Source organism: Flavobacterium daemonense (assembly GCF_007341385.1).
GTDB classification, from domain to species: domain Bacteria; phylum Bacteroidota; class Bacteroidia; order Flavobacteriales; family Flavobacteriaceae; genus Flavobacterium; species Flavobacterium daemonense.
In genome coordinates, this window is sequence record NZ_VJYD01000002.1 from 227,378 (window position 1) to 242,371 (window position 14,994).

16 protein-coding genes are annotated in these 14,994 nt (G+C 32.6%); 8 read left to right on the forward strand and 8 right to left on the reverse strand.

Features of this window, described 5'->3' with window-relative positions; all coding sequences use genetic code 11:
- Window positions 1-2: 2 nt before the first annotated feature.
- Genes FND99_RS03280 through FND99_RS20155 form a run of 4 tightly spaced genes read left to right on the forward strand, consistent with a single transcriptional unit; the run spans window position 3 to window position 2,011 of the window.
- Window positions 3-1,070: a helix-turn-helix domain-containing protein gene (locus FND99_RS03280; RefSeq protein ID WP_144336563.1), complete on the forward strand. Its 1,068-nt coding sequence runs from the start codon at window positions 3-5 to the stop codon at window positions 1,068-1,070.
- Window positions 1,071-1,091: 21 nt separating this feature from the next.
- A complete protein-coding gene (locus FND99_RS03285; RefSeq protein WP_144336564.1) occupies window positions 1,092-1,334 on the forward strand; it encodes a hypothetical protein in 243 nt (80 codons plus the stop codon).
- Window positions 1,335-1,362: 28 nt separating this feature from the next.
- The gene (locus FND99_RS03290) at window positions 1,363-1,866 is read left to right on the forward strand and encodes a hypothetical protein (RefSeq protein ID WP_144336565.1); all 504 of its coding nucleotides are present in this window, start codon (window positions 1,363-1,365) and stop codon (window positions 1,864-1,866) included.
- The gene (locus tag FND99_RS20155) at window positions 1,859-2,011 is read left to right on the forward strand and encodes a hypothetical protein (protein WP_162615529.1); all 153 of its coding nucleotides are present in this window, start codon (window positions 1,859-1,861) and stop codon (window positions 2,009-2,011) included. Before FND99_RS03290 ends, FND99_RS20155 begins: the two co-directional genes overlap by 8 nt.
- Before the next feature lie 53 nt (window positions 2,012-2,064).
- On the opposite strand, the gene FND99_RS03295 is transcribed toward FND99_RS20155, so the two are convergent.
- Window positions 2,065-3,561: a reverse transcriptase domain-containing protein gene (locus tag FND99_RS03295; protein WP_144336566.1), complete on the reverse strand. Its 1,497-nt coding sequence runs from the start codon at window positions 3,559-3,561 to the stop codon at window positions 2,065-2,067.
- A gap of 497 nt (window positions 3,562-4,058) precedes the next feature.
- Here FND99_RS03295 and FND99_RS20160 point away from each other — a divergent pair, with 497 nt between their 5' ends.
- The gene (locus FND99_RS20160; protein ID WP_162615530.1) at window positions 4,059-4,223 is read left to right on the forward strand and encodes a hypothetical protein; all 165 of its coding nucleotides are present in this window, start codon (window positions 4,059-4,061) and stop codon (window positions 4,221-4,223) included.
- The gene (locus FND99_RS03300; protein WP_144336567.1) at window positions 4,216-4,806 is read left to right on the forward strand and encodes a zeta toxin family protein; all 591 of its coding nucleotides are present in this window, start codon (window positions 4,216-4,218) and stop codon (window positions 4,804-4,806) included. The genes FND99_RS20160 and FND99_RS03300 overlap by 8 nt, the downstream gene beginning before the upstream one ends.
- A 144-nt stretch (window positions 4,807-4,950) precedes the next feature.
- Here the strand turns inward: FND99_RS03300 and FND99_RS03305 are convergent, their stop codons facing one another.
- Together FND99_RS03305 and FND99_RS03310 are read right to left on the reverse strand one after the other, a co-directional pair.
- Window positions 4,951-5,643, reverse strand: coding sequence for a hypothetical protein (locus FND99_RS03305; protein WP_144336568.1), 693 nt, complete (start codon window positions 5,641-5,643; stop codon window positions 4,951-4,953).
- Window positions 5,644-5,844: 201 nt separating this feature from the next.
- Complete coding sequence (locus FND99_RS03310; RefSeq protein WP_144336569.1) at window positions 5,845-7,041, reverse strand: C1 family peptidase; 1,197 nt, start codon at window positions 7,039-7,041, stop codon at window positions 5,845-5,847.
- A gap of 286 nt (window positions 7,042-7,327) precedes the next feature.
- Here FND99_RS03310 and FND99_RS03315 point away from each other — a divergent pair, with 286 nt between their 5' ends.
- Both FND99_RS03315 and FND99_RS03320 read left to right on the forward strand, forming a co-directional pair.
- Entirely contained in the window at window positions 7,328-8,125 is a 798-nt protein-coding gene (locus tag FND99_RS03315) for a helix-turn-helix domain-containing protein (protein ID WP_144336570.1), read from the forward strand.
- Window positions 8,126-8,196: 71 nt separating this feature from the next.
- Complete coding sequence (locus FND99_RS03320) at window positions 8,197-9,060, forward strand: CPBP family intramembrane glutamic endopeptidase (RefSeq protein ID WP_144336571.1); 864 nt, start codon at window positions 8,197-8,199, stop codon at window positions 9,058-9,060.
- A 110-nt stretch (window positions 9,061-9,170) separates the two neighbouring features.
- Here FND99_RS03320 and FND99_RS03325 read toward each other — a convergent pair whose 3' ends face one another.
- The 5 genes from FND99_RS03325 to FND99_RS03345 all read right to left on the reverse strand — a co-directional run bounded on the left by FND99_RS03325 (window position 9,171) and on the right by FND99_RS03345 (window position 14,990).
- The gene (locus FND99_RS03325) at window positions 9,171-10,352 is read right to left on the reverse strand and encodes a BamA/TamA family outer membrane protein (RefSeq protein ID WP_144336572.1); all 1,182 of its coding nucleotides are present in this window, start codon (window positions 10,350-10,352) and stop codon (window positions 9,171-9,173) included.
- Between the two features lie 34 nt (window positions 10,353-10,386).
- Window positions 10,387-11,364 (reverse strand): SphA family protein, encoded by a 978-nt coding sequence (locus tag FND99_RS03330; RefSeq protein WP_144336573.1) that lies wholly within the window; start codon window positions 11,362-11,364, stop codon window positions 10,387-10,389.
- 45 nt (window positions 11,365-11,409) lie between these two features.
- Entirely contained in the window at window positions 11,410-12,180 is a 771-nt protein-coding gene (locus FND99_RS03335; RefSeq protein WP_246074162.1) for a helix-turn-helix domain-containing protein, read from the reverse strand.
- Window positions 12,181-12,731: 551 nt separating this feature from the next.
- Entirely contained in the window at window positions 12,732-13,313 is a 582-nt protein-coding gene (locus FND99_RS03340; protein ID WP_133523581.1) for a DUF4136 domain-containing protein, read from the reverse strand.
- A gap of 276 nt (window positions 13,314-13,589) precedes the next feature.
- On the reverse strand, window positions 13,590-14,990 hold the full coding sequence (locus FND99_RS03345; protein WP_144336575.1) for a DUF2252 domain-containing protein: 1,401 nt from the start codon (window positions 14,988-14,990) through the stop codon (window positions 13,590-13,592).
- Window positions 14,991-14,994: the final 4 nt, after the last annotated feature.

The following is a 14,994-nucleotide window of genomic DNA, read 5'->3' on the forward strand; positions in this document are numbered from 1 at the left end:
CTATGGCAAGTATACTTAAAAATGATACCTTAAAATTAGCTAGGAATTATTTTGGAATGAACCAAAAAGAATTTGCTGAAAAACTAAACGTCTCACAAGCACTGATTAGTAATTTAGAAAAAAGTTTAAAGCCATTAACAGACGATATTATTGAAAAATTAAAGGATGAGTTTAGTGAAAACTTTTTTTCACAAGTTATGAGTACTCCAAATTTAAAAGTACATTATCGTGCGAGTGCGACCGTAGCAAAAAAGTACACAGATTTATTTGAAGCAAGATTATTAATAATTTCAAATAAAATAGAACAATTACTCGAATATGTAGAAATTCCTGAAAATAAGATTCCACAAATGAACTTGGAAGACTTTCGGCTCGATGCAGAATATCTTGCAAATGAAGTTCGTGACTATTTCGAATTAGGAAGAAAACCAATAGAAGATTTAGTCAAACTTCTGGAAAAAAATGGAGTTATCGTTTATTTTTTTGATTATGATTTCATTTCTGCACAAAATAAAAATTTCGATGGAGTAAGTTTCTATGTCAAAGGTGTACCAGTCATTTTAATTAATGATAAGATTCAAAATGCAAGAAAAATCTTCACAATTTCTCATGAGTTAGGACATTTAATAATGCATAATCACAATGATTTTTTTATCTCAAATGAAAGAGATATGGAAAAAGAAGCTAATAAATTTGCTTCCGAGTTTCTTGCTCCTAAAAATGCATTAAGAGGTGAATTCACAAGATTAACAAGTGAAAAACTTTTTGAACTAAAAGCATATTGGAAAATATCGGTTGGTGCATTATTATACAAAGCAAAAGAAACTACTTTAACTCAAGACCAATACAGAAGATGGGTAACCTATTTTGCTCCTTATAGAAAAAGTGAACCTCATGATGTTAATATAAATAAACCAATCCTCTTAAAAAAAATGTTCCAAGTATGTCAAGAAGATATCGGGAGTGAAAAAGAATTTTTAAACGAATTTGGTCTTTCCAAAAAGATTTTCGAAGATGTTTATTCAACATTAATTGATAAGGAAAGAACTAAAATGAAAATAATACTTTAAACAATTAAAAAACAGAAAATCATGAACAATAAACAAACATCAAAGTCAATTGCTTCATTAGCATCAGAAGTTTTAAGAAACCCAAATTCATCAACCATCCAAAAGACTTTAGCAGGTTCAGCCTTATCTCAAGTTAACAAAGGAAATCAAACTGGTTCTGAAATGGAGAGTATTGCATCTAAAGTTTTAGGAAGCACAAAATACAATGAGGACACAAAGAGTCTTGCTGGGTCTATTGTTTCGCAATCAGATAAGAAAAGATAAATTATATCTTAAAAATGAGATAAGTAATATGAGAACAAGATTATGGTACGAATTAACACAAGCAAAATATAATGAAACTTATTTATGTCATTTAATTGCAAGACAAAGACGTTTATTAAATATTTTTAACCTAATTGTTACCGTATTTTCTACTGCAGGAATAATGGGATGGAAAATCTGGAATAATTTGCCAGTCATTTCATGTGTAATAATAGCCGTAATTTCGTTAGCAAAACTAATACAGCCTCATTTAATTCCATCAGATAAACAAATTGAAAAACTTGATAAGGTATGTGATTTTTACTACGACTTTTATCTAAAACTAGAAGAGATTTGGTTTCATTTTGAAAATGATAAGTTATCCGAAATAGAAATGTTAGAAAAGTTTCAAAATCTAAAACAGACCGAAAGAGAAATTAATCAAATCATCAATGAGATACATAAATCTCCCAAAAAGAAACTAGCACTTTTATCAGAAACAGAATGTCATAATTTTTTTAAAAAAGCATTTAATACTACAAATCATGAGTAACGAAAAAGAAAATTCATCAAATGGTTCTCAACAGAATGGAGGACAATCATCTGGAAATACACAATCACAAAGAGGAGAATTAAAGAGTAATACATTGCCTACTTATCAAACTCCGCCACCTCCACCTCCAAAAGATAAAAAGTAATAACTATAAAATTTAAGCATCTTCAATGAAGATGCTTTTTTACTTTTCTTAGTTTATTCGTAATATCCAGATTGAGGATTCATTACTCTTTCAATTCCTTCATTTATCAACCCTTTTTGCATAGCATCATAAATTCTTAAAAAACTAGGAATTTCCATCAAACCTTTTGTTGTACCAATTTTTGTGTTTCTACATTTTAGAACTAAATTGTCTTTGTCAACATTGAAAGGGAATTGGTCATCATCAAAACTCCTACCTAATTCAGCAACTAATATTTTTTTTCGCAATTTGACTATATTCATAATTGTACTTAGCAACCATTTATCAAGATGTTTTAATTGCTCGGTGTCATTAATCAATGGATAAAAACTCATAATACCTTTAAATGTTAGAATTTTGTATGTTCCATTTAAATATTTTTTTAAAGTTTCTTCGGTTAAGTTACCGTATAAGTATCGTCTTATATGCATTATTGCAGATAAAAAGTTCTTATCTAACCCTCCTTTTGGAATATTACGTGGGGAAATTGGAGAAACCTTAATTGGCTGTATTAAATTAGTATACAATAAATAAGAGATTTGTTTTTTAATTTTTTTAATTGATTTATCTTTAATACTTATGTTATCGGTTGAAATTTTATATCCTAAAAACTCAACAAACTCTTTTGTACTATTAAACTCTGAAGGCATAGATTGTTTTTGTAGTAAAGAAATTCCTTCTGACTTATTATAATTAATCTTTATACCTGTTTCCATTGAAAATTCGCTGATAATTTCAAAAGCTTTTGTTATTTTGGTATAATCTTTCGACCAAATAATTGTATCATCAGCATATCTAGCAAACCTTAAACCGTGATTTTCAAGTTCACGGTCTAACATCCAACATGCAACATTTGCCAGAAACAAGGAAATTGACGTTCCTAAAGGAATTCCCTTATCAAAAGGCTTTAAGAAAGCATCTATCACTTGAAATTCTATTTCACTAATAAGAAATCCATTTTTCCTTAATTGACTTCTTATAAAATCATGATTTATTGAACCAAAAAAATCACTAAAATCAAATTCAGCCACAAAAATTCTTGGAGCTAAGTTTAATTCGTTTGCAATATCCTGAATTGCAAAATGAATATTTCTATCATTCCTGTAAGCATATGAATTAGAGCTGAATCTATGTTTGTTTTTACTTAATAAATTGTGATAAAATCTATCGGATACAGCGGAATCAGGAATTTGGTATACATTAATATCTCTATATCCACCATTAGGTTTTTTTATCTGCTTTTTAAATGGTTGCGCAGGAACATAAGTTCCATCCAGAATTTTTTTGCTTATTGATTTTGCAATTTGTTTATTACGTTTTAAAACATAAAACGGATTGAATTTATTATCAATTCCCCATTCACTTGGAATTCTGACATCTTTTATAGGTGCACTTATGTAATTTTTCAAAGCCCTCAAATGTGAATGATGTAAATAATTATGATACAGTTGATATTTATCCCTTTGTTCTTTGGCTTGCTTCGTTATATCTTCAAGTAAAATTTTTTTCATATAATTAATTTAAACAAAAATGTCCTGCATTAAGCAAGACAATTTCACGGAATGCACAATTAAAAATAAGCTTTCAACTAATAAAATCATGTGAATCATAATCTTATACCCATCCTAAAAAAAGGCTGTAGTACCTTCCGTTAGTTCCCTGAGAACCTAAAGCAAATATATATTTATTTAATTATTAATTTATAAATTATTAATAATTTATTTCAATTATGCACAATATTAAACTCCAAAATCTTCAATAAATGAGTTCGACTATTCAACAATAAGGGTATTCATTTTTAGTAATTGTAAAATCAAATCAGTGTTTTATAATGCTTTTTAAATTCCAAACTTAGCGTATAAAGTTTTTCTAAATCAGTTTTAAATCGGTTCGAAAAAACAATATTAAAGGGAGCTTATTAAATACCACTTACAAATTGTAAGTGGTATTTTTTTTGCTTATTCGGATTTTATTTTCTTATCTATATTTTTTGTAAATTTGTATCATTATGATAGACATTTCAAATACAACTGAAAGAGTGCAATTTGCCTTAAAGCAAATGGAGAAAGCTATGCCTATTGTTAAACAACAAGTGGCTATTTATGAAAAAAATATCGCTTCAGGTAAAAATAAAAAAAATCCTCCAATAGCACCGCAATTCAAGAATGTCTAAACCTGTTCTACTTGTTATTGCAGGATGTAATGGCGCTGGAAAATCAACTTTTTCGAAACCCCTTTCTCCTGAAAATTTCACTCCTTTTGATTATGATCTTGAATTTTTAAAGAATTATAATTCTTTATTTGATTCTGAGATGAGAGAAGTAATGGCGCATCAAATGGCTTTTAAAGAACTGGAAAATCAGATTGAGAAAGCAATCGAAACTAAATCCAGTTTTTGTTATGAAACCAATTTTAACTCAACTCCTCTCCACTGGCCAGAATTATTTAAAAAAAATGGATATGATTTGCATTTAATTTTTCTATGTCTTGATTCCATTCAAGAGGCCACAAAAAGAGTCGCTATTCGTGTTGAAAATGGCGGACATTTTGTTCCAAATAATGAAATACAGAAACGTTACTACGACGGATATAGTAATTTAAATTCTTTTTATTATTATTTTGATTATGTCGATCTATATGATTCTTCTAAATATCTAGGAAAACCATCTCATATTTTATCAATTGAATCGGCAAAAGTTATTACTACAACTCATATTCCTAACTACCTAAATGGTTTAATTCCAAATATCCTTTAAGACAATAACAAAAATTATATCAGCTTAATTAAATAATCAATTTCTTTACAGCACTTTGTTATTAAAATAAACAAAAAGACGATCAAATGATCGTCTTTTTGTTTGATATAAATGTAAAGTTCACTCCTTCATTCTTTCTACTTTTTACTGTTTAGCAACTTTATTAGACAAGTTTTTACTTTCAAACAACACCATCATCTCATTTGCTTTTTCTAGCTTGTTAATTGCTTTTAGTGACTCTGCACAGCGATAGTAATATACTGGATCGAGATCTTTGCCTACCTCAACTAGTTCTTCATAATATTTTGCTGCTGCTTCCATGTCTCCTTCAAAATAAGATTGGTCGGCTACTTTTTTGAGCATATCGGTGTTTTTGTAACCACGGTCAACCACTTTGGCGTAGGTTTTTGAGATATCAATATTGATGTATTTTGTAGTTTCCGCAGGACGCGCTACCGCCACTTTTACGGGCTCAACTTTTTCGTCAGGAATATCCGTAACCACTTTTGACATTAACGGTACTGCTGTCGGTTTTAATTTAGGTTTTCTGTAAATTGGAGTAACTGTTCTCGTATTATTGGGACCGAGATCGTAGGTATTCACCATGTCTAGTTTTGAAACTTCATATTTGGTAACTCTTCGTCCAAAAGGCATATTGATTGTTTCTTCAACGTAGTAAGCTTCTATAACAAGACCATCATCTGTGTTCTTATCCGACTGTAACTGTGTATTTCCAGCTGCTGCTATGACAGGAGCTTTTGAAGCTGTTCCTTGGGAAAAACAGCAAAAAGGAACAACACACACAATTGTCACAAAAATCTCTGCATAATTTTTCATGATAAATTGATTAAGTTGTATTTATTTCAAAAAACTAGAGTAAAGTTAGTCATAGTTCTTTTTTTTTTATTGATTTAACCCGTAAACAACCTTAAAAGACGTTTAAATACTGTTTTTTAGCATTTTTAGCTGCAAAAAAACCAAAAAAAATAGCGCTCAATTACTTGAGCGCTATCATAATTATTAAAATCGGAATAAAACTTAAACCCCTAACTTCTTAGCAATATCCGTTGGGATTCCGCCTTTGTTTACCATTAAGGCAGTTGTTTTGTATTTCACGAAGTTTTTGGTTACAAACAAGAAACCTTTGTAATCGTTTGTTTCTCCCCAAGAATTTTTCACGATGTAATATTCTTTTCCTGTTTGATCTTTTGCAATACCAATAATATGCATTCCGTGATCGTCAGTTGTTGTGTAATTATCAAAAGCTGCTTGACGCATTTCTGGTGTAATTTCTGGTTCTGCTTTTGGTCCGTTGAACATGTCTGCTTTTTCTTCAGCCGTCATGTCTTCGTATTTTTTTGTTGGAACATAAGCCACACCATTTTTCCAGCTAAAGCTTTTTTCACTTACATCTGTTGCCCACGCTACCGTGTAACCTTTTTTCAAAGCATTGTCAATAATGTCCGTCATGTCGTTTACTTTTACATTGTAAACCTGATCTAATGACCAGTTGTCCGGTACCATTAACGTTGTTTTTTGGTAATATGGCGAAGTTGTAAATGAAGACATTTCGATATATTCATCTGGATTGATTCCTACTACTTCTTTAGCAAAAGACTGTGGCGTGTAATTTTTTCCTTTGTAAGTAAAATTATCCGGCACTTTTCCTAAATAAGAATCAATAACTGCTGCGTATGCTTTTTGCCAGTTTGGAGTCAATTCTCCATTTGGATTTTTAACAACAGCTGTCAAAACGCCTTCGATAAGCGCTGCCATTTCGGCAAATTTATTTTTGTCGGTTCCGTAGTTTAATCCTGTGTAAACTTCTCTTGGAACAGTTCCGTATTTTTTATACATATTGATTACATCATGCAGCGAACCTCCATCACCTAATGTGGTGGCACCGTGCATACGTACATAATTTACTCCTTTGTCAACATATACATTTCTTGCAGAAAAAACCTGAGACAATTCTACTGGCTGTTTTCCTAAACGAATCATTTCTGATTCTAAAAATGAGTTTGTTGAATAACTCCAGCAAGTTCCAGATGATCCTTGAGCTTTTACTGATGTTGTTCCTAAGTTAACTACTTCTGTGAATTTAAAGTTTTCTTTACTTTTATCACTAGCATTTAACTTTAATGAGTTTACCAAAACGTCTTGTGCAAAACAGCCGCCTACACCAACTAAAAATGCCGATGCCGCAAAAACTGATTTCATAGTATTTTTATACATAATCAAAAGATTTAAAAAGTTGACTTATTAGTAGCCTAATTTTATTTTTGTTACAAATCAATTAAATATCAGGTAAAAAAACTATTGTTTTTACGTTAATTTTTATACAATGTTTTTATTATGCATCAAAACCTTACAAATAATGTAATCTGATTTTTTTTTAATTAGATAATGTGGCAATTAGATAATTAAATGATTTTCTTTAAAATCTTAATTTTAAAATACTCGTTATTATTTGCAAATAAGTAGTATTTTGGTTTGTGTTTTGACACGCAACAAAAAGGCCATGTACGAACTGGAAAAAGAAACTTATTTAGGCAATACTAAAAACATCTTCAAAACCCGGGAGGGAATTGCAGTTGTTGAAACGGAGTATCAAAATAAAGTTTACGAGGGCTGGCATTCGCACAATAACGCTCATATTACCCTTTTTTTGAAAGGCGGCACAACTGAAAAAAGAAAAAATTTCAGTGAAACTGTTGGTCCCGGTTCTTTATTATTTTACCACAGCGATGAACTGCATTTGAATCAAAATACACTTCTCCCGTCCCGAAATATTAATATTGAAATTGAAGAAAACCTTTTAAAGGAACTTTTTATTTCTGAAGCTCAAATCGAAAAGTCAATTCAAAATAGTGTACACGCAAAATCTTTGATTCTGAAAATTTTCAAAGAATCTCAAGCTGCCGATCATTTTACGAATGACAATGTAAAGATGTTGTTTGCGCAATTATCGAATACAAATGAACATTTGGAGCGATTTGAAAAGAGTCCTTTTTGGGTAAAAAGTTTGAAGGAACTGCTAAATGATTGCTGGAATGAAAATCCGAATTTAAACGAACTTGCCCAAATTTTGAACCTCAATCCGATTTCGATTTCGAAACATTTTCCAAGATATTTCGGCTGTACTTTAGGCGAATATATGCGCCGAATTAAAATCAACCGTTCGCTTTCGCTGATACATTCCAATGAAATTAATTTAACCGAAGTTGCTCTAGAATGCGGATTTGCAGACCAAAGTCATTTTATCAGAACGTTCAAAAACCAAACTGGATTTTTGCCTAAACAATTTCAAAAATTATAGCAGAGGCAAATTTCATTCTATTTTTTGTTTTTGACGAGACTTACTTTTGCCTCATCATAAGTCATAATCAAATGGAAACAATTTCTGCAAAACAAAAAATACTTAATTTCCCTTTAACCAAAATCATTTTATCTTTAATAGTTTGCTTGTTTTTTGTCAATATCGGTCAAATCATCAGCGGAAAACTTTTACTTCAAACACCTCTCGACAAAGACTTCAGAAATCTTTTAAAAGGAATAATTGTCTGCGCTTTGGCTTTAAGCAGTTATATTATTTTCTTTAAAAAATATGAAAAGAGAGAAGTAACCGAATTTGCTTTTAAGGGAATTGCTCGAAATTTAATTTTAGGAATTTTAATTGGTGCTGTTTTGCAATCGCTGACAATTTTAGTCATTTATATGAATGGCGGTTACATTATTTCGGCAATCAATCCGGTTTCTTTCATCATTATTCCGCTTACACTTGCTTTCACAGCTGCTATTATTGAAGAAATATTAGTACGCGGTATTCTTTTCCGAATTATGGAAGAAAAATTGGGAAGTTATATTGCTTTGATTATTTCGGCTCTTATTTTTGGTTTTATGCATTTGGCAAATCCAAACAGTACCATTCTTTCTTGTTTGTCAATTGCCATTGAAGCAGGTTTGATGTTGGGCGCTGCATTTATTTACAGCCGAAATTTATGGTTGCCGATTGCCATTCATTTTGCTTGGAATTTTATGCAGTCCGGAATCTTTGGCGCCATAACTTCAGGAAACGAAACACCAAAAAGTCTGCTGGTTTCAAAAATAAACGGTGTATCACTTATAACCGGCGGCGAATTTGGTCCCGAAGCTTCAATTCAGGCGATTATTTTCTGTTCTGTAGCCACGGCAATATTTTTGGCTCTAAGCCATAAAGAAAACAAAATCATAAAACCGTACTGGAAAAAATAAAAAACAAACTCCCGACAATTACTACCGGGAGTTTTATATTTTCACTTCTAACCAATCACTTTTCACTTTTCACTAATCACTATTCACTATTCACTATTCACTAAAAAAAACTACCTCATCCAATTGCTTCCAAAGACAATATAATACGCCCAATCTTCATTTCCTTTGGCAATATCCACTCCCATTCTCAGTTTGAATTTTCGGGCAATTAAATATCTAAAACCTGTTCCGTAACTGTAAACAACTGGTTTTTCAAAAGCCTTATCCCAATCGTCAAAAGCACTCGCAAGACCACCAAATCCCATTAAGCTCCATCTTCGGTACAAATCCCAGCGCAACTCGAGTTCGTTTACAATACTGCTATTTCCCATATAACGGGCTGTTGGAATTCCTCTTAAATTAATTCCCGGTTTTAAATAAAAAGGCGGACTCCCCAGCGCATGTTCTCCTTCAATCCTTAGTCCGCCTATTAATTTGTCCGTTATCGGATAATAACCTATTGCAGATAAATTAATACGCCAGAAGTTATAATCACTTCCTATTCCTTTATCAGACCAAAAGAAATCGGTCTGAATTCGTATTCCTTTATCTGGTGTAAATATGTTGTCGCGTCCGTCAAATTGAAGTGCTCCTCCTAATTGACTCACGGTACTTTTAATATCGCCAGGTTTAACAAATGGTGGTGGCAAATTAACATCGGGCAAATTTATTTTAGAATTCAGAAACAAATATTGCGGTCCTGCGCTCCATTTTGCATTTCTGAATTGCTTTAGCCATTGTGTATAAAAAACCGAAGATCTAAAATTTAATTTAAATTCCTGATCATTTCCAGTAGGAAGATTATTCGCATAGAAAGACAAATTTATATTCCCGTAAGCTGCTCCAATACGGTATAATATTTTTGGTTTTACTAAAGTTGCCGAACGAAATCCTCCGGCCATCCAGCTGTCATTTGCAGTGTACATTCCGAAACCTCCGGTTATATCTGGATTTATAAAACGTTTTTTACCATCTTCCTCGATTACAGGTTCACGCTTTTTAAGGAAAATAGGCGCTAATGCACCTCCAAATCCTCCTAAAGCAGGTTCAGAAATTATGGCAGGAACTACTAGAAAACCATTTGCATAAATTAGAAAATTACTTAAATCGATTGCTCCATCAAGAGAATCTTTAAAGCGCATATTTGTTGGAGTCTTTTGTGCCTGCATTCCCAAATATGACAGGAGAAAAAGGGCAACAATCACTCTGGTTTTCCAGCTATTTTTTCGATCAAAAAGGCGCTTTTTTTTCATTGCAAATGTGTTTTATTTTATAAAAAATAATTCCTTATTTAGGCTGCTCTTTTCCGAAACTGAATACATGTGCCAGCGTTAAAAAAAAGGTATTGCCCTGAAATCTATTTACTGCTCCGAGCTCAGAAACCCAACGAAGTCCTGCTGAAGTTTTGCATTCGATATGGAAATAGTTTACTTCAGCGCCAAGAGCTCCAACTCTGTCTTTATCTGGTTCGAGAATTAATGTGCCGGCCGGTATTTCATCATTTGAAACTTTGTATTGCAAATAATAGATCAATCCCGCATTCAGGATTCCGGTTGGGGCGGTTTTCTCGGCATTCATCATATAAAATGTTTTGCCCAAGCCTCCTTCAACACTTAAAATATCGCCCGTTTTTATATCCGTATCTTTCTTTTTGCCATTGATTTCATAAGCTGCCAAAATTGAGAAATGAACCGTTTTTTTATCATTAAAAAACAAAGTCGTTCCGCCAGAAAATTCGTTTATAAACATTCCCAATCCGCTATTATCGCTTGCTCCGAGTTCGTATTTTCCCGTTGGAAGATATAGTTGATAACTAAAAACAAAATCGGCTTTTTTATGATGCCAGCCTAATTGAATAGGTTGCACAAGCATATCGGTAAAAGCAAAAGGGCTTTTTGAATCTACATAACTTCCTTGGATTCTATTTGATGCAAATGCAAGCAAAAGAGTTGCACCATAATTTGCGCCTAAAATTTTAAAATCACTCACATAATTTGCACCAACACCGGTCAAAAACATATTAACATCTGGATTTGCAATGGACTTATCTCCGTTCGCATCTCGCAACGAACCAGCCGTATACAAATATCCAGGCAAATATAAACTGACTGTGTTTTCTGGAGCCTGCGTCCCCGATTGCAATCCAGAAGATCCCAAAATATGACCGCCTTTTAACTGTGCATGACTTAAACAGCTAAAAGCCAAAAATGAAACCAAGAATATCGATTTTATTGTTCGTCTATATTGATTTAATTCCGCTTTCATTGTTTTTGCTTTTAAATTAATAAGACTTCTGAATCCTGTTTAATTTTAAATAACGTGTATGCGTTTTTCTGGATTCAATCTGATAACTTTAAAATATTCTGAAGGCGATTTTCCGGTATGTTTTAAAAATGCTCTAAAACAAGTAGTTCTGGATTTAAAACCAGAGCCCCAAGCCATTCCTTCCAATGAAAGATCTTTCCATTCTGGATCATTGATTTTTTCTTTGAAATATTCAATTCTTTTCAAGTTTACATAATCTTGAAAATGCAGATTAAACTCCGAATTAATTAAATTGGAAAGATGATGTACAGATATTCCTGTTTCATCGGCAATATCTCTGATAACCAAATCTTTTTTTAGGAAAAGCTCTTTTGAAGTAAAAATTTCCTCCAATTGCAGCAAGTAAAGCTGTTTTTTTTCATTTGTTAATTCCTTGACTAACGGCATTGCATTTTTTGATTCATCTTCTTTTATAACAAGCAGTTTCTCCTCGACAATCTGAAAATTATCATTAACCTCATTTGTATTTATATCATAAAATATTTGTGGCTTAAAATAAAGCCAGCTTACTGTAAAAATAAGCACAAATGAAATTAAAACGTAACAGGATAAGTCAACCGTTTGAACGCTGCTCACTAAAAAATAATGAACAAAAAGAGCCGAAAACAAAAATAAGATCAACAAATTATAAACTCTGATCCAGTTTAGAATTTTTATCCGGTTAAAATGATTTTTTTTAAATTTTCCTAAGTCATAATTCAGAACCATCATTGTTTGGCAAAATGCATAAACAAGCCACATTGATAAACTCAACATAGAAAATGGATTTTGGATTTTTGGTGAAATTTGCTGTGCAAAAGGAAAATGGGCAAAGTTTCCAATCCATACACAAAATGTCAATCCAAAATAAATTAAAAAAGGAACAAAATGAAGCCAGTCATATTTTTGAAACACACTCTCTGTAAATAACAGGTTTCGGATATACAGAAAAGCACAAGGCGCTACTAAAAATATAAATGGTTTCGTGATCATAAACAGATCAGGGAAAAAATTCAGCACATTTGCCGACAAATAAAAATTATACACACTGACAACAGCGAGGCTAAACAGAAATAGGCCTAAAAAGAAACTTTTTGAATAATTCTTTTTAGAAAACAGCACCATAAATGATGTTGCAAAGCCTACCATTGTAGCCATGAAAAAGAAAAGAGAGAGTACTATATCCAGCATATATTAGTTATTTATATTAATAATTGCTCTTTCTTAAAAATGGGTTTTTAGAAGAAAGTAATGTACCATAACTCTGAAAGGCAATACTTATCTGTTGCCAGATAAGTACAACTGCCTTTGTAGAATAAATTTATAAGTTATTTTTTAGCGAGACCTGGGGGAAAGCCTTCTAAGATTTTCTTAATTGCGCCGGCAATAAATTCTTCTGGATTATCTGGTTTGCTGTCGATTTGAGCATTTCCTATCCCTTGCCAAAGCAATTTTTGTGTTTTTGTAGATACAATATCAATTACAAGCGAACCATCAACATAATCGTAAGAATTAAATGTTGTTGTTCCGCCACCCATCATAGCGCCGCCGCCCCAATATCCGTATGGACGATACATTCCTCCATAACCATAGAAATTAGTGTCGGCTGTTACTTGAGTTTTATTTTTTAGGATAGATACCGCGTTAACTTTTAAATCTGGATTATCAGATGATTCTACGAATCCTTTGGCAGTCATTTCGGCACGAATGGCTCTTGCAACACGATCTGCATTAAGTTGATTTACTTGACCTTCTTGAGCCTTTAAGTCATAAACAGTAAATGTTTTGTATTGACTGAAATTAGCTGAATGATCATAATCTGTGGTGACTTTGACAGTAGGCGAACAGCTGTAAAGTAATCCCAGTAAAACTAACGGAATTATACGAAGATTTGTTCTTTTAATATTCATTGTTGTGGTATTTAAATTAATAATTAAATTAGTTTAACTTGAATGTATTAAAATCTAAATAAATCTTTGGGGCATTAAAGTATTGTAAAAACAGTGTTAAGCCAACGCAAACAACTATCAAACAACACTTTATTCAACCTAAAGGTATATTTTTTTCTTTAATTAACATAGTTTATTGCAGAAAATCTTACTTACTAAGTTTAATGAAACGAGTCTTGAAATTTAAAATTCTGCTATATTTTATTTTCTGACGCACAAGCTGAAGCAACTTTCAAATTATTCTTCAGCCGAAATTGGCAATCGTCCGTCTTTAATCGCTTCAACCATTTTATTGTAATCCAATTCGTTTTGATGCGCGTAAAGCATTGAAAACTTAGCAATGGCGTTTGCAAATTCATTGTTATTCCCAATATAGCCCGATAAAACCGACGGATCACCAGATCGGGCGTGAGCTCTTGCGAGTGCCCATCCGCAAGCTTTTGCATAGTCAATCATATTTTCGGATTTCATGATTTCGATAACGGGTTTTATTTTGGCATCGCGAAGCTGACGGGTGTAAAAAAACTTTCCCTTATCGTCATCTGTCCAGCCTAAAAACATATCTGGCGCCGATTGCATTAATTTTTGTCCCATTACAATTCGCTCGCCTTGATGTGAATATTTCCCTTTATTTTTTACGTTCGCTTCAATTACACTTTTTCGCGCTTCTTTAAATTGCAAAAAAATAGGTTCTCCCGTTGCCGACATTAATAAACTAATGCCACAAAGTGTTCCAACACTTCCTACTCCTACCACTTTTATGGCAAAGTCTTGAATTGTGTATCTGCTTAATAAAACCTGCTTGTCTTCTGGCAATGATTCTACATATTTTTTATGAGCCAGCTTTGCTTCTCTAAACGTATAACCTCCCTGAGCTCCAGAAGGGTGATAAATTAACGGTGGATCATCTTTTATTTTAGCACGAACGCCATCTAGATAAGTCATTTTTGCAAATTCTTTTTCGTGGGCAATAGATTCAAATGCTTTTTTTATTCTTTTTTGCTGAAATTCTTTTAGGTCGTCATCTTTTCCTAAATCAATAAGTTCGGCCAAATCAATATCAGCATACCAAATTTGAAGTGCCGATAATTTACTGTAATCAAACATATGTCGTTTATAACTGTCGGCGACATGCCACGCAAAAGCTTTACAGTCTTTTGTCGAAAATTTTCTCCATTTTCCGGCAATCACAAAACTTGCTGCAAGACGTTTTAAATCCCATTCCCAAGGTCCAGGAAAAGTTTCGTCAAAATCATTGATATCAAAAACCAATTTACGTTCAGGAGTTGCAAAACCTCCAAAATTCATTAAATGGCAATCACCGCAAAGCTGAAGCTGTATTCCTGTATTTGGTGTCTTTGCTAAATCTGCCGCCATAATTGCCGCAGCTCCTCTAAAAAAAGCAAATGGCGATTCGATCATTCTTCGGTACCGAATTGGCAGCAAATCTTCAATTCTTCCAATACTGGTTTTTATCAGAATATCAATAGGATCCTCACGGTCTTCAGATGGCGACCATTTTTGGTGCGAAGAACGGGGCACATCTTTTCTGATCGCTGCTCCATTATCATAGCGTTCTGCTTTTGAAGCCAAGCGGTCAAAAAAACTTTCGGCACTATCTGTTGATTTTTCAGTCATGAGG

Coding starts and splice junctions, on each gene's coding strand:
- FND99_RS03310 (WP_144336569.1), bottom strand. CDS start 7,041: ATGTATAAAAATACTATGAAATCAGTTTTTGCGGCATCGGCATTTTTA.
- FND99_RS20155 (WP_162615529.1), top strand. CDS start 1,859: ATGAGTAACGAAAAAGAAAATTCATCAAATGGTTCTCAACAGAATGGA.
- FND99_RS03285 (WP_144336564.1), top strand. CDS start 1,092: ATGAACAATAAACAAACATCAAAGTCAATTGCTTCATTAGCATCAGAA.
- FND99_RS03290 (WP_144336565.1), top strand. CDS start 1,363: ATGAGAACAAGATTATGGTACGAATTAACACAAGCAAAATATAATGAA.
- FND99_RS03325 (WP_144336572.1), bottom strand. CDS start 10,352: ATGAAAAAAAAGCGCCTTTTTGATCGAAAAAATAGCTGGAAAACCAGA.
- FND99_RS03300 (WP_144336567.1), top strand. CDS start 4,216: ATGTCTAAACCTGTTCTACTTGTTATTGCAGGATGTAATGGCGCTGGA.
- FND99_RS20160 (WP_162615530.1), top strand. CDS start 4,059: ATGATAGACATTTCAAATACAACTGAAAGAGTGCAATTTGCCTTAAAG.
- FND99_RS03280 (WP_144336563.1), top strand. CDS start 3: ATGGCAAGTATACTTAAAAATGATACCTTAAAATTAGCTAGGAATTAT.
- FND99_RS03315 (WP_144336570.1), top strand. CDS start 7,328: ATGTACGAACTGGAAAAAGAAACTTATTTAGGCAATACTAAAAACATC.
- FND99_RS03330 (WP_144336573.1), bottom strand. CDS start 11,364: ATGAAAGCGGAATTAAATCAATATAGACGAACAATAAAATCGATATTC.
- FND99_RS03345 (WP_144336575.1), bottom strand. CDS start 14,990: ATGACTGAAAAATCAACAGATAGTGCCGAAAGTTTTTTTGACCGCTTG.
- FND99_RS03305 (WP_144336568.1), bottom strand. CDS start 5,643: ATGAAAAATTATGCAGAGATTTTTGTGACAATTGTGTGTGTTGTTCCT.
- FND99_RS03340 (WP_133523581.1), bottom strand. CDS start 13,313: ATGAATATTAAAAGAACAAATCTTCGTATAATTCCGTTAGTTTTACTG.
- FND99_RS03335 (WP_246074162.1), bottom strand. CDS start 12,180: ATGTTGAGTTTATCAATGTGGCTTGTTTATGCATTTTGCCAAACAATG.
- FND99_RS03295 (WP_144336566.1), bottom strand. CDS start 3,561: ATGAAAAAAATTTTACTTGAAGATATAACGAAGCAAGCCAAAGAACAA.
- FND99_RS03320 (WP_144336571.1), top strand. CDS start 8,197: ATGGAAACAATTTCTGCAAAACAAAAAATACTTAATTTCCCTTTAACC.